At 30.5% G+C, this 15,280-nt stretch carries 13 protein-coding genes; 2 read left to right on the forward strand and 11 right to left on the reverse strand.

Annotated features, from left to right (window positions below):
• Nucleotides 1-162: 162 nt before the first annotated feature.
• From ACWW38_RS03020 to ACWW38_RS03040, 5 genes are all read right to left on the reverse strand, one after another.
• The gene (locus ACWW38_RS03020) at nt 163-780 is read right to left on the reverse strand and encodes a 50S ribosomal protein L25 (protein ID WP_456259347.1); all 618 of its coding nucleotides are present in this window, start codon (nt 778-780) and stop codon (nt 163-165) included.
• A 628-nt stretch (nt 781-1,408) separates the two neighbouring features.
• Nucleotides 1,409-2,422, reverse strand: coding sequence for an alpha-hydroxy-acid oxidizing protein (locus ACWW38_RS03025; RefSeq protein WP_456259348.1), 1,014 nt, complete (start codon nt 2,420-2,422; stop codon nt 1,409-1,411).
• Nucleotides 2,423-2,503: 81 nt separating this feature from the next.
• The gene (locus ACWW38_RS03030) at nt 2,504-2,977 is read right to left on the reverse strand and encodes a DUF523 domain-containing protein (protein WP_456259349.1); all 474 of its coding nucleotides are present in this window, start codon (nt 2,975-2,977) and stop codon (nt 2,504-2,506) included.
• A 101-nt stretch (nt 2,978-3,078) separates the two neighbouring features.
• Nucleotides 3,079-5,436 carry an endonuclease MutS2 gene (locus ACWW38_RS03035; protein ID WP_456259350.1) on the reverse strand — a complete coding sequence of 786 codons (2,358 nt, stop codon included), beginning with the start codon at nt 5,434-5,436 and terminating at the stop codon, nt 3,079-3,081.
• 1 nt (nt 5,437) lies between these two features.
• Nucleotides 5,438-7,831: a DUF3656 domain-containing U32 family peptidase gene (locus tag ACWW38_RS03040; protein WP_456259351.1), complete on the reverse strand. Its 2,394-nt coding sequence runs from the start codon at nt 7,829-7,831 to the stop codon at nt 5,438-5,440.
• Between the two features lie 297 nt (nt 7,832-8,128).
• On the opposite strand from ACWW38_RS03040, the gene ACWW38_RS03045 reads away from it, so the two are divergent.
• Nucleotides 8,129-8,602: a superoxide dismutase family protein gene (locus ACWW38_RS03045; protein WP_456260405.1), complete on the forward strand. Its 474-nt coding sequence runs from the start codon at nt 8,129-8,131 to the stop codon at nt 8,600-8,602.
• Nucleotides 8,603-9,618: 1,016 nt separating this feature from the next.
• On the opposite strand, the gene ACWW38_RS03050 is transcribed toward ACWW38_RS03045, so the two are convergent.
• The 4 genes from ACWW38_RS03050 to ACWW38_RS03065 all read right to left on the reverse strand — a co-directional run bounded on the left by ACWW38_RS03050 (nt 9,619) and on the right by ACWW38_RS03065 (nt 12,585).
• Nucleotides 9,619-10,380, reverse strand: a complete 762-nt coding sequence (locus ACWW38_RS03050; protein WP_456259352.1) for an exodeoxyribonuclease III — start codon at nt 10,378-10,380, stop codon at nt 9,619-9,621.
• 26 nt (nt 10,381-10,406) lie between these two features.
• Nucleotides 10,407-11,393: a glycosyltransferase family 4 protein gene (locus ACWW38_RS03055; protein ID WP_456259353.1), complete on the reverse strand. Its 987-nt coding sequence runs from the start codon at nt 11,391-11,393 to the stop codon at nt 10,407-10,409.
• A 120-nt stretch (nt 11,394-11,513) separates the two neighbouring features.
• Complete coding sequence (locus ACWW38_RS03060; RefSeq protein WP_456259354.1) at nt 11,514-11,780, reverse strand: DUF3343 domain-containing protein; 267 nt, start codon at nt 11,778-11,780, stop codon at nt 11,514-11,516.
• Between the two features lie 154 nt (nt 11,781-11,934).
• A complete protein-coding gene (locus ACWW38_RS03065) occupies nt 11,935-12,585 on the reverse strand; it encodes a hypothetical protein (protein WP_456259355.1) in 651 nt (216 codons plus the stop codon).
• 174 nt (nt 12,586-12,759) lie between these two features.
• On the opposite strand from ACWW38_RS03065, the gene ACWW38_RS03070 reads away from it, so the two are divergent.
• Nucleotides 12,760-13,272 (forward strand): hypothetical protein, encoded by a 513-nt coding sequence (locus tag ACWW38_RS03070; RefSeq protein WP_456259356.1) that lies wholly within the window; start codon nt 12,760-12,762, stop codon nt 13,270-13,272.
• 98 nt (nt 13,273-13,370) lie between these two features.
• Here ACWW38_RS03070 and ACWW38_RS03075 read toward each other — a convergent pair whose 3' ends face one another.
• Together ACWW38_RS03075 and zapA are read right to left on the reverse strand one after the other, a co-directional pair.
• A complete protein-coding gene (locus ACWW38_RS03075; RefSeq protein WP_456259357.1) occupies nt 13,371-14,513 on the reverse strand; it encodes an aminotransferase class V-fold PLP-dependent enzyme in 1,143 nt (380 codons plus the stop codon).
• Between the two features lie 158 nt (nt 14,514-14,671).
• Nucleotides 14,672-15,265 (reverse strand): cell division protein ZapA, encoded by a 594-nt coding sequence (zapA, locus tag ACWW38_RS03080; protein ID WP_456259358.1) that lies wholly within the window; start codon nt 15,263-15,265, stop codon nt 14,672-14,674.
• Between the last annotated feature and the right edge of the window lie 15 nt (nt 15,266-15,280).

The raw sequence follows: 15,280 nt of genomic DNA on the forward strand, positions 1-15,280 counted from the left end.
TAATAAAATAATTATACTATAAAATAAAAAAATAGAACAATTATTTATTATATCTAAAAAATGTATGTCTTGAATATACTCCCTATCATTTTTTAACATCAATTTAACCAAAATTAATAACTAAAAAAGACTGCATTTTTAACAGTCTTTTTATACAATACATTATTTTTGTTTTTCAGATGATTTTTTATCAGTTTCAGCACTATTTAAGTTATTTTCTTCTGGAAGCGTACTTAAATTAGGATGATTAACAACAGCTAATACTGTATTAATATCGTCTAAAAAGGTTATCTCATTTCCAATTTCTATATCAGCTATCCTAAATATATTTCCATTGCTAATATTAGAAACATCAATATTTATAGATTTAGGTATTAAGTTATATTTTCCTTGAACTTTAACACTGTTTCGCTCCTTTTGTACTATTCCACCGTTTTTAGAAGCTAGTGCTTCTCCTGCAAATACTATAGGAACTTCTTTTTGAACAATATTTTCTTCATCTATTTCCTGTAAATCTATATGTAGTATTCTCTTCGTTACAGGCTCCTTTTGAATTTCTTTTATTAAAGCTTTACGCTCCTGATTATTAACTAAGACACTTATAGCAGAATGTTCTCCACTTTTGGAAATTTCTCTATTCAGTTCCAATTCCCCTACTTCAAATAATACATTGCCTAATTGAGAACTATAGAGTACCCCTGGCACTTTTCCCATATTTCTGCTTTTCCTCGCTGAATGATTTCTATTTTTTATTCTTTCATCACATTTTAAAGTTTCCATTATTATCCCTCCTATCTTTTTCTATTATTAACATAAGGGATAATAATATACATAATAAAAATAAAGTGCGATAAAATGGCGGCCTTGGTAACTACAAAGTAAGGTGCTAAAAATCTAAGCTATATATTACAATTAATTAAGGTATATAGAATTGCTACCCAGTTGTATAAATATTAAGGAAACAGTTAGTATTAATCATGATATTAGCTTAAAGATGTCAGGTTAAAAAAACTTGCTAGTCATTGAATAAAAGATAGGTTATCTTATAGAGTTTATAGGACGCTTTGTTTATAGATTGTTTTGAAAAATGCCACCATGTTAACGCATTTATTAAAGGTAATTTTTTAAGCTATATTCAACAATATACACTTTGTAACTTTACAGTGTGGCTACGCCATGCAAAATTATCATTTTGATTTTTGAAGTCCTCATAATATTTACTATAGTACTTTTTAATTGCAACTAATTAAGGCATGTAAGATTACTAGCTAGCATATATGTACTAAATAAAGCAACCTTTAGTACTACTCTATGAACTGAAGGTTTCTCAATGATACATATATGCGTAAGCTAAGTAATCTTACATGCCGCCATTTTGTTGCACTTTACTTAAGTTATGTCATGAAAATTAGTATATTATTCTTCCATCGATGCTCTTTATATCTTTACATCCAGTGAGTACCATAGCTGATTTTAAATCCTCTTTTAATTTTTCTACATACATCTTAATACCTTCTCTTTGTGCACCAAAGGAAGCCGTTACAAAAGGTCTTCCAATAAGTACTGCATCTGCACCTAAACCAATCATTTTAAGTACATCTACCCCATTTCTTATTCCACCATCAGCTAAGATAGTTACTTTTCCTTTTACTCTTTCGGCTATTTCTGGCAATACATCAGCAACTCCCGGCGTTTGATCAAGCACTCTTCCGCCGTGATTTGATACTACTATTGCATCTACTCCAGCTTCTACAGCTAATTCTGCTTCATCAGGAGTCATTATTCCTTTTAGTATAAATGGTAGTTTTGTACACTTTACTATTTCTTTGATTTCTTCAACAGTCTTTGGCATTACTGGCTTACCATGTAATGCTAGTGTAATTAATCCGCATGCATCTATATCCATTCCAACAGCAAAAGCCCCTGCTTCTTCAGCCATTTTAATCTTTTTTATAACATTTTCATTAGACCAAGGTTTTATGAATACGATGCCTTCTCCGTTAAATTTTTTTAATTGATCTAGATTTGTAATTAAAAAAGAATCTACAGCTGTGTCTCCAACCATTGGATATATTTCTGAATCTAAACATCCACCTATTACCCATGATATGTACTCTTCTTCAGTAAACTTTCCTCCCATGTTTAGGGTAGTTCCAGATACAGGTGCAGCAAAAACAGGTATGTCCATTTTTTTGCCAAATAGCTCAATTGAAGTGTCAGGATTTTTAGCGTCATGAATTACCCTCATATTTAACTTATAAGAATTTAAAGCATCATAATTCTCCTTAAAAGCAGCTCCTGTACCCTTTCCTCCCATTCCTGGGACTTCTCCTGCACACACAACCCCATTACATGCTGAACACACCCTGCAGCTTCCATTTAAATTTGCTTTAGCACTTTTAAGCATTTCCTTGTAATCCATTATAATTACTCCTTTCCTGTACAGCAATTGTTCTAAGGAACAGCTATACTTCTAAAATTATTATTTTTACATAGCTTGAAGCTATCTAAAATTATCTTTTAAATTTAAATTATCTAAGTCCTCTTCTGTAACCACTTTAATATTATTCTTTAAAAACAATTCCGCTGTAACTCCGTTGCCATCTATCTTTTCTCCGTTAAAATGCCCATTATAAATCTTTCCACAACCACAGGAAGGACTATTAGCTTTCAATATTGCTAGTTCTGCATTTACATCCTTTGCAATTTTCAGAGCTTCATAAGCTCCTTTTACAAATTTTTCTGTAACTTCTTCACCTTTAGCGTCAATAACCTTTGCCTTACCTTCTAATACATCCCTGCCAGTTCCGCCTTTTATTTCACTTGGAATTCTAGGGGTTTCTAGTCCTCCAAGTTGTTCAGGGCATATTAAAACTGCTTTTTTATCTTTAAAAAGTTTTAATATCTTTTCATTTAAATTGTTACCGCCACTGTACTTACAATTAACTCCACAAAGACATGCACTGATTACTATCAATGTTTTGCCCCCTTCCAAATTAATAACTTTAATTTAAGGCTCTGTTTTAAATGAATGTTGATTTTTACATTCATTTAAAACTTTCCATTAGTAGGTTAAGGCTATTTTAATTCAACTACAGTAACTCCTGTGCCGCCTTCCCCATATTCTCCAAGCCTATATCCTTTAACATGAGGATGTTTTTTTAACATATCGTTAATGGCTTTTCTAAGTACACCAGTCCCCTTACCATGGATTACAGTAACTTCATTAAGGCCTCCTATATATGCATCATCTAAATACTTATCAACTGTATATACCGCTTCTTCAGAGTCCATTCCTCGTAAGTCCACAGAAGTTGCTATTGATTTTAAGTTTAAATTCAACCCTTTTTTATGAGCTTTTTTCTTTTCTTTTTTATTTTCTTTAATTTCTCTTAAGTCCTTTATGTTAACTGTTATTTTTAAAATTCCTGCTTGAACTTGTACTTCACCTTTATTATCTGGAGTTGTAAGAACCATAACCTTTTTATCAAACTTAGGAAGATACACTTCCTGTCCTTCATATACTGACTTAAGTTCTTCACCTTCATCTTTAGCATTTTCCATGCTATCTTCTAGATTATTTAATTTTTCTTTTAATTTTTTTCTATTTTCCTCTAAGGCTTGACGAACCTCTGAAGAATAACCCATCTTTTCAAGTTCTCTTATTTCCTTTAGTATTCTGTCAGCTTCTTCTTTAGCTTCTTTAACTATCTTCTTAGCTTCTTTCTGTGCTTCTATAATAGCTTTCTCTTTTATACTTTCGAATTTATCTAATTTTTCTTCATACTTTTCTTTAAGTTTAACAGCTTCATTCTTAACCCCTGCAGCTTCCATTGCATCCCTTTGAGCTTTTATATTTTTATCTTGAAGAGATTGTATCAAATCTTCAAACCTTAAAGTTTCTTCTGCAATACCCTCTTTTGCATCATTTATAATATAATCTGGGAGACCAAGTCTTCTAGAAATTTCAAAGGCATTGGATTTTCCCGGAATACCAATTAAAAGTCTGTAAGTTGGTCTTAAAGTTTCTACATCAAATTCTACGGATGCATTCTCTACTCCTTCAATTTTTAATGCATAAGCTTTTAATTCACTGTAGTGGGTTGTTGCAACAATCTTAGTTCCTCTTGCTCTGAGATTTTCAAGTATAGAAACTGCAAGCGCAGCTCCTTCAGTAGGATCTGTTCCTGCTCCTAATTCATCAAATAATGCTAAAGAGTTTTCATCAGCATCATTTATAATTTTTACTATATTAGTCATGTGAGATGAGAAAGTAGAAAGGCTTTGTTCTATACTCTGTTCATCTCCAATATCCGCAAAAATCTCTTTGAAAAAACATACTGTAGATCCCATTCCCGCTGGTATCATAAGTCCGCTCATAGCCATTATGTGTAGTAGTCCTACAGTCTTAAGAGTAACTGTCTTACCACCTGTATTAGGTCCTGTAATAATTATTGAAGATATGCCACTATTTAAGTATATGTCGTTTGTTACTACTTCCTTTGGATTTATTAGAGGATGCTTAGCTCTTAAAATATTGAAATGTCCCTCTTCACTCACTTCTGGAAATATGGCATTTATACTTCCAGCATATTTAGCCTTGGCAAATATAAAGTCTAGTTCCCATATAATATTTGCATTATTCTTAATAGATGTTATATTTTCATATACTTTAACTGAAAGTTCTCCAAGTATTTTTTCTATTTCAGCCTTTTCTTTAAGCATTAATTCTTTTATTTCATTATTCAAATCAACTAAACTCATAGGTTCTATAAACAAAGTAGCACCTGAAGAACTTTGATCATGAACAAGTCCTGGTACAGATCCTTTATGCTCAACCTTTACAGGAAGTACGTATCGTTCTCCTCTTACAGTAAATATGTTTTCTTGAAGATATTGAGAATAAGTTCTCAGTAATGAATTAACCTTGGATTTTATCGAACTCAACTTGTCTTTTAAACTTCTTCTTATATTGAAAAGTGCACCACTTGCTTTGTCTGATATCTCATCCTCACTTATTATTGCGTTAAATATATCCTCCTCTAACTTTTTTAATGGTACTAACCCATCACATATATCTTCTATAATTCTAAAACTTTCCTCTTCATCCTTATGACTTATATATCCTTTAAATCTTCTTGCACATCTCAGCAGGTTAGCAATTCTCAGCAACTGAACGGGCATTAGCACAAACCCTCTATCTGCTTTTGCAATACCTTCTCTTACATCATAAAGCCCTTCAAATGGCGGCGTTCCTTTTTTTATTAATAATTCAAAGGCTTCCCTTGTTTCCTCTAGATGTTCTCTTACATCAAATACATTGTCATAAGGCTTAAGATCATCAATTATGTCTTTAGCCGCTGTTGTATTAGCGTATTTCTTTAATTCTTCTCTTATTTTATAAAATTCTAAAACTCTTAAAGCTTTATCATTCATGTTATTCTACCCCTCTTTTGAAATGTCCTCTTGTATAATTTTTAAAATCTCCTTTAAATTTTCCATTATTGAAATCTTCAATTATATTCAATGTTTCATCATAACTTTCATTAGTAAAATCAAGTCTGAATAAATTTATATTTAATTTTCTTAATTCTTCTAAGTTAGGAATTAAATTAATAGCTACCGGATTATAAATATGGCTCCTACAGAACTTATCTGTATTAATTGGAAGTTGTGATCCCATTCTGTCCTTTAGAACAAAATTACCTTTACTGCACTCTCCTGTACAGTTCATATTTTCACTATTTTTCCCACCGAATATACTTCCAATAGGGCAATATTCACTTACCATAAGTTCTGGATTACCATAAACCATCAAATAGCATGGAAGTAGAGCGTTTTTTATCAATCTACCTATTTCCATCTTATTAAGTTCTAAGCTAATAGTAGCTCCATTTATAATTTTACTATAAAATTTCAGGCTATGTTGATTAAAAATGTTTAACTTATAATCTCCTATTATTATAGTTCTATCTCTAAATCTTCTAATTACTCCTAAGTTGGATGTTATAATTCCTTTTATTTTAGAAATGTTTTTTTCTACTAATTCACATACATTATTAAATTCATCTTTTACTATAGTTGATGTTTTTATATATAAGTTTTCACATTTTATACTATCCAAATCTATATCACAATTTTTCATAAATACATCTACAGCTATATTAGTAATGCCAGCTTTTTGAACTGCTCTAAGCTGCTCACTGGTGGTAACTACAACTATAGGACTATCTTTTATTGGTATCTTTTTCAAATTATCATCTATATTTAAATCTACTTTACCTTTTATAACACTCTTTTCGTTAACTAGTATGCACTTCTGTATTTTATCTATTAATTCTCTTCTAGCAGCATTAATAGTTGATATTGGAATAAACCCTTCTTCAAATTGGTCTATATGTATAGTACTAAATGCAAAAGGCGTATCCCCTGTCTTATTTAAGTTTTTAATTAAATTTTCCTTTTCAATAGGCTTTCTTAATGCCTTTTGAACAATCTCACCTTCAACTCTATAATCTTTTCTATTATAAACTGCAATCAATGTAAAAGGTTCATTTACCTTAAACTTTACAGATAAATCTATTAGATTTTTCTTCTCATAAATATTACTATAGGTTTTACTAAGCTCCTCCATAAGCTTTGTATCTAGCATTTTATATAATATATCTCCAGCCTTATATTTTGTTGGCTTTAACTTTACAATATCTCCTCTAACAGCCTTACTTACATTTTCAGAGCCTTTTACTATTTTAAATATGGTAAAACCATCTTCTCCAAATCTTATACCGTCTTGCAGATTTATATCTTCCTCTAATTTAATGGTTAGATCCTTATTAACTTTTCCAAGCATTACTCCTGTATTCTTAGGAAGATTATATGCCATCATATCTTTGCCCACATTTCCATAAATATAAGCCTTAGAAAATCCTTGTCTATTAAACAATTGAAGTAACTTTTTTTCTTCTAATTGAAGATTAAATTTTTCTAAGGCATTATCTTTAGAGTTTGCTTTGCTAGCACTTACTCCTAGTGTATTATAAGCTTCATCTATAGCTTTTCTATAGGCTGATACAACTCCTGCCACATATTCAGGTCTTTTCATTCTTCCTTCTATTTTAATAGAACTTGCTCCGCTTTCTATTATATCTTTAATATTTTCCAAGGTGCATATATCTTTAGGACTTAAGATATATCCTTTTTTTACACTGCCACTTTTCTTATTTATTATTTCATATGGTAATCTACATGGTTGTGCACATCTTCCCCTATTACCACTTCTGCCGCCTATTATACTGCTCATAATACATTGTCCAGAATAGCATATGCATAGAGCTCCATGTATAAAAACTTCTGTCTCTATTCCTAAATCCTTTGAAATATACTTTATTTCTTTTAATGATAGCTCTCTAGATAATACAATTCTTTTAAAACCCAATTCATTTAAAAGAATTGCTCCTTCACCATTGTGTACAGTCATCTGTGTTGAAGCGTGAATTTCAAAATCAGGGAAATTTCTTTTTATAAGTTCTGCAATTCCTGTATCTTGAATAATTAGTGCATCAACTCCTATTTTATATAAAAATTTTATATATTCTAGCGCCTCATTAACTTCTTCTTCTTTTATCAAAATATTTAGTGCAACATAAACTTTAACATTATATAAATGGCAATACTCTAACGCCCTTATCATATTTTCTTCATCAAAATTTGAAGCATAAGCCCTAGCTGAAAACTTTGTTCCTCCAATATATACTGCATCTGCTCCATTTTGTACCGCTGCGTAAATACTCTCCATGCTGCCTGCTGGAGCTAACAATTCAATTTTATCCATTTTTCTATCTCTCCTAACTTTTACATCCAATTATACATTATAACAAAACAGTATGCGTGTAAACAACTTCACTTGAATCTCACTACTATTTTGCAGTTCTATATTCTTTATAATGTGAAATTAACACTTTGCTTATAACATACATAAAATGTTATAGATTAAAATTTAAATGGAGGTACTAAAATGCATTATAACTATCAAGGATTACAATACAATCCCTTTTATCCATTACAAGGTATGTATATGAGAGGCGCTGGTTCTAAACCTACTCCTACTCCTAAGCCTATGCCTACTAAAATGTCTCCAGAAAAATGGGCCATTGCTCGTATAAAAGGCAGTCCTCTTGCTCCAAATGTAAAAGGAGTAGTATATTTTAAAGATGTACAAGGTGGTGTAGAAGTTTATGTATATGTTACAGGTTTACCTGCATATAAACCTGGAAAAGATAACATATCTCCTATAGGCCCTCATGGATTCCACATTCATCAAAATGGCTGTTGCAATGTTGATAACCCTGCAGATCCTTTTAAGTGTGCTGGAGAACACTGGAATCCAGATAATCAACCACATGGAAATCATGCTGGTGACTTTCCTGTTCTATTTTCAAATAACGGAATATCAAGAATGAGCTTTTTTACCAATAGGTTCAAGGTAGCTGACATAATAGGTAAATCAATAGTTATTCACGAAAGCCCCGATGACTATAGAAGTCAACCTGCTGGAAATTCTGGTAAGCGAATTGCCTGTGGAGTGATAGAAAGACTAGCTTGATAATACTAAGTATAATGCAACTAAATGACGGCCTTAGTAACTACAAAATAAGGTGCTAAAAATCGAAGGTATATAATTCAACAGAGAATCTTCGCTGCGTTAAGAAGTTCTAAGTTTGTGCCTTTAAAAATTCCCAACCTAAGAACTTCTAGAACTTGCTCAAAATTCTCTTAATGAATTATATATCTTCTTACTTTTAGTACCTTAAATTTAGTAAATCAAGGCCGCTATTACTATACTATACATATATCAGCAATTGTAATAATGGCTATTATTCAAACTACAGCTAATTTATTATCTGTAGTAAGTACTATATCTATAGGCTCCTAAAAGAGAGCGCAGGGCGCTTAACCCGATTAGGGTGCCAGGGTTTTAGGCAAAGCCTGTTGAAGTCGCATTAGTATTTACTACAATATTTTGTTAATTGCAATCAATTACATTCAAGTTATATGTCTATCTAGGAAATAATTAGTATTAATTGAAATATTAGTTTAAAAATATCAAGTTAAAATAAATTGCTAGTTATAGAATAAAAAATAATTTGTTTCATAGGATACCTTTTTATAGGTTATTTTGAGATATATCAACATGCTAACGCATTTATTAGAGGTAATTTTTTTATCTATCTTCAATAATGTATACTTAGTAACTTTATAGTGTGGCTACGCCATGCAAAATTATCATTTTGCTTTTTGAAGTCATTTAGTATTTACTATAGTAATTACTAGTTGCAACTAATTAAGGCATGTAAAATTACTGGCTAGCATATATGTATCAATTGAAGAAACTTTGAAGGAATAACTAGTAGTACTTAAGGCTGCTGTTTTAAAAATCCGTAATTGTGCTCAAGGACGAGCACAGCCCGCTCCCCCACAGGACGTGGGATGGGGCGGGGTAGGATTTTTAAATAAAGCAGCCTTTAGTACTACTCTATGAACTGAAGGTTTCTCAATGATACATATATGCGTTAACCAAGTAATCTTACATGCCGTCATTTTGTTGAACTTTTGACCCAATTATTTTAATGAAATCATTACAGGGCAGTGGTCAGAGCCTGTAACATGATTAAGTATTTTAGCTTCACTTACATCATCTATCATATTATCTGATACAAAATGATAGTCTATTCTCCATCCAGCATTATTTTTTCTAGCGTTAAAACGATAAGACCACCAGGAATATTTAACTTCATCTGGATGAAAATATCTAAATGTATCCATATATCCTCTGCTAATTATATTATCTATCCATTCTCTTTCAATAGGCAAAAAACCAGATGTTTTGCTATTTGCCTTAGGATTTTTTAAATCTATTTCATTATGTGCAGTATTATAATCTCCACATATAACCAATTTCCTACCTTGACCTTTTAATTTATCGCAGTATTCAAATAATGCTTCATAGAAATCCAGCTTGTAGCTAAGTCTTTCTTCATCCTTTTGTCCATTAGGGAAATATATATTAAATAGTATAAAATCCTCGTAATCACATATTAGTATTCTTCCTTCGCTGTCAAATCTTTCTATCCCTATACCATACTTTACTGATATAGGTTCTTTTTTTGTGTACACCGCTACTCCACTATACCCCTTTTTTTCTGCACAAGAAAAATATGACTTATAACCTTCTATGTTCTTTAGACTATCTTCTATTTGATCTGATTGAATTTTAGTTTCTTGTATACATAGAACATCCGGATTTTCATCTTGAATCCATTGTATAAAACCTTTCTTTTCTATTGCTCTTATTCCATTAACATTCCATGAATATATATTCATTTTTTCTCCTTCTTTCATCCTATACGTTAAATTAACTTTCTATAACATTCATATAAGCTATTTATATATTTATCCCATGAGTATTCCTTCTTTACCCATATCTTCAGCTGATCGCCTTTTGGTTTTCTCAGACCTTCTTCAACGCTGTTGTATATACTTTCTTCATTATATGGATCACAATATATAGCCATATTTTTAAAATATTCTTTTGCACTTCCCTCTATGGTAGATACGATGTTGCATCCACTCGCTGCTGCCTCTAAGGATGAAAATCCTGGCGTTTCCATAAAGCTAGGAAGTACATGGAGTTTTGCAAATCTATATGCATTATAAATATTATAACTATCCATAAAGCCTAAATACAAAACATTTTTATATTCAACACATTCCCTAAAATAATCATTATTTTTAATCTTTCCTACCAGTAACAATTGAATTCCTAACTTATTACAAGCTTTTGCAAGAGGAAGTTGATTTTTTTTATTACATATCTTTCCTACACATAGTACATAGGAATTTAAACCATATCTTTCTCTAATGCTGTATAAAGGCACTTGATCATCTTCTACCTCTATACCATTATATATAATATTAATAGGCTTATCTATATTAAAGTCACTTTTTATACTTTCACTCTCTATATAGCTATTAGCTATTATAGCCGTACTTCCTTGCAGCACTTCTTCTCTATATGCATTACTTGATTCCCAAAGCCTTAATTTATCATCATAATTTTTATATTTAAAATACTTGGAGAAGTTATAATATGCAGGAGACACTACAATTTTTTTCTTATATTTATGGGCTGTTCTATAATAATTGTATATTTCCCATATCTTATTTACATTAAATAAATGGATTATATCATAGCTAGAATAATCAAATATGAATCCATTATTTATATTGACTTCAACTCCTAACTTTTCCAGATATTTCGCTGTTTTCAAAACTTGTGTCGAGTCCCCACCTAGATTTCTATTATAATCTTGTCTAGTGCATAAAAGTATTTTCATATTTGATTTGTCCCCCTAAAATTTATATATATTCCTTTATCTTTAAGATATCTCTATGCAGTCTCTTGGTAAATTATCCATATATAAGTAATTAAAAAAATCCCCGCTTATGTGAGGATTTTATTCTAATTTAGAATAGTAAAGGGATGCACCATTAAATTTTTTCATATATATTCCCTTTATTTTTATATTTATATTTTTTATTTCCTGCTTAACTCTATCTAAATCATCTTCCTCTATTACTATAGCTCTAGAACAGCCTGCTGAAATAGCGCAAGGAGTTGAAATTAATATTACATTATATCCTTTACTTCTCAAGATGTTATATAAATTTATACTATGATTTGCTGATTGTGTTACTATTAAATAATTGTGGCTCCTATACATTTATTTGAACCCCCAGTAATAGTTAAAATAAATTTTAGCATACCAATTCTACTATACAGAATATGCCGCATTGAATGAAGTGTGCTAAAATAAAAGCTAATCCGTAAGACGAATTAGCTTAAAGTCCATAATTATTAACATATTACCTCTACTATTAATCATTATTACAGAAATTCTTTGGTATCAAGAAAACTCCTGAGAAAGTTACAGTATTAGTACCTATTGTTCCACCAGTACTTGTACATGGTGCACATTCACGAACACATACTCTCAAGCTTCCAGGTTTTACACTTACCGGTACAATTGGATCACTTGTTGGACAAGGGCAAGAATCATCATCTGATGGACATCCCGCTTCGCATTTAACACATTCATCTACACATACGCATCCTTGGCAGCCTATTGCACTTTGAAATCCACTTCCACCTACACCTATATCTGCAGCCGCAACAAATTGTATGCATCCTACTACTTTGGTTATACATGCATCAATTTGTCCACAAGATATACCATTACCACATTTAGCTTCTACAGTATCTTGAATGGTTTTACAATGTAAGCAACTATTAAATGTAATAAATACATTATTTGTTATTACATTAAAAACCTTAGGAAGTGTAGTGGTACAGCAGAATGGCACCTCAATACTATTATTTGTAACACATTCCTCTTTCTCCTGTTGCTCTGTAGCAACAAGCTGTCTTTGACCTTCTAAACTTATTTTTTCAACTTCGTCCATGGCATTCTCTATTTCTGCTATATTATTTCTTAGTGATTCCATCTTACCATAACCAGCATCTATCATCCTATAATTGCCCCTTTCATATAGATTCATTATTAACTATGCTATAAGTAACAGCTTCCATTAACATAATATGATTTCATTTTTAAAGTGTGCCATTATGTGTTTTTTATAGTTATAAAATGGATATATTTAGTATATCTATATAATGATTAATCTTTTAGAAAGGTGGATATTATGTCATCAATAGATGATAAAAAATTTAAAAATTTATCTAAAAAATCTACTAACCTTTATGAATTAGATAATTTAAATAACCCAGATATAATTTCTCTTGTCTCAATATTTCAAAATAGATTAAAACAGAAGGATCATTTAATTACGCATCTAAAACGTACTATTAATGAAGAAAAGGTTAAATCTACATCCTACGAGAATAAACTTAAAGAAATGAGCAGCCAATATGGTAAATTCTTAGAAGGTAAAGATAGGTTAAATGGTATATTGAAATATCTTCAAGAGAATTTATCACTTAGAGAAGAAGAAATCGATAAATTCAAGAAGCTAAATAATATTAAGGAAAATGAAATTATATCCTTAAAAAATGAAATTTCTCTACAAGAAGATAGGATTCACTCTCTTGTAGAAGAAATTAGAAATTTACAAAAGGAAATAGAATATTTATCAAATCAATCTAACTTAAATGAGTCAAAATCAAGTAATTCATTTTTCGATAGAATATTTAAATGAATTTTAATTATGAGCTGTAATAATATCTATAACTTGTATAAAAATTTGAAATTGGTTGCCTCAATTCATATTTATTTAGCCACTGAGACAACCAATTTTTAACCTTGTTTATTTTTTATACTAATTATTGATTTAATTAAATATTCCATATCTTCTAAAGTATTAAAATATCCTGGGCTTATCCTTACTGTTCCTATATGTTGAGTTCCAATTATTCCATGAATTAACGGTGCACAATGATATCCTGTTCTTACAGCTATGCCTCTTTCATTCAACAAATATCCCATATCTGAACTATCTATACCTTCTATATTAATTGAAGCAACTGCACATCTGCTTTCATAGGATGTTCCCCCATAAATATTTACATAGGATAGCTTTGTAAGTTCTTTAATTAAATATTCCATTAGGATTTTTTTCTGTTTTATTATATTGTCAATGCCTATCTTTTTTATGAATTTTATTCCTTCACATAGCCCTGCTATACCTGGTGTATTTAGAGTACCACTTTCAAATTTATCTGGCAAAAATTCTGGCTGACTCATTGATTCTGACTTACTACCTGTACCACCTTGAGTATACTCGTTTAATTCAATGTCATTTCCTATATAGAGAATTCCTGTACCCTGAGGTCCTAGTAATCCTTTATGGCCAGGAAGTGCTAATATATCTATATTATCCTTAATTACATCAATAGGTATACTTCCTGCACTCTGAGATGCATCAACTATAAACACTATTCCTTTTTCTTTAGCAATCTTGCCGATAGCTCTAATATCCTGAACACTTCCTAAAACATTAGATGCATGGTTTATTACAATTGCTTTTGTATTCTTTTTTATTTCTTTTTTTAATGATTCTACATCTAATATCCCATTTTTATCTACTCTAACTAACGTAACATCACTACCATTTCTATTTAAAGCATGAAGAGGTCTTAGAACAGAATTATGTTCAATTACTGTACTTATTACATGATCTCCTTTATATATCAATCCTTTTATTGCAATATTTAATGCTTCAGTTGCATTTTTTGTAAAAACTATATTCAGTGGATTTTTTATATTAAATAGCTCACCTATTTGTTCACGAGTTTCCACAACTTTCAAATCAGCAGCAATAGCCATATTATGAGAACTTCGTCCAGGATTTGAAGCATAATTTTTCATACAATTTAACACTTCTTCATAGACTTCTGGAGGTTTTGGAAAACTAGTTGCAGCATTATCCATGTATATCAAAATTCTCTCCTCCCTTAAACTTATAATAATTCTTACTAACATTATTCTATGTATAAATTACCTATATAGCTCCTAATATTATGTAATTAAGTCACAAAAAAATCAAAAACTAAATCCCATGTTTTAACCTGAGATTTAGTTTTAAACATTTTAATATTCTATTTTAAATTTAATAATGGATTTTCCTTTTTCTTAATCTTTACTAAATCAATTTGATTTTCTATTAGTCTATTTTGAAGATCCATTATCTTATACTTGGAAGATTGTACTTGGAACTTTAATTCTTTATTTTCAGCTTTTAAATCACTTTTCTCTTTTAGATATTTTTTTGAAGTTTCCTTCAATATATCTAATTCTTCCCTTAGACTTTTGCTTTCTTCTTCAACTTGTTTTATATATTCACCACTTTTGGTGCTCTCCAATTTACTCTGAAGTTCAGCATTATATTCTTCTAAGTTTTTAATGTGTCTTTTTAAATCCTCTACTTGGGCTTGTAATATTTTTTCAGCTTTTTTGGCTTCTTCAACTTCTCCTTTTAAAGTTTCAATATAATCATCAGCTTTAAACTTTTCATCAACTATATTTAAAGCTGAAAGAACAGAAGCATCTGATATACTAAGTCTATTATTTTTTCTTAGTACATCAGCAATCTTCTTATCTACATAACCAGCTACTTTATGTAAATATTCTTCTTTTTCATCACCTTTTAAGTTGTATTCAGAACCATTTATTTTAACTGTTACTATATTCATATGAACACCCTCTTA

This window comes from Clostridium sp. JNZ J1-5, assembly GCF_053901425.1.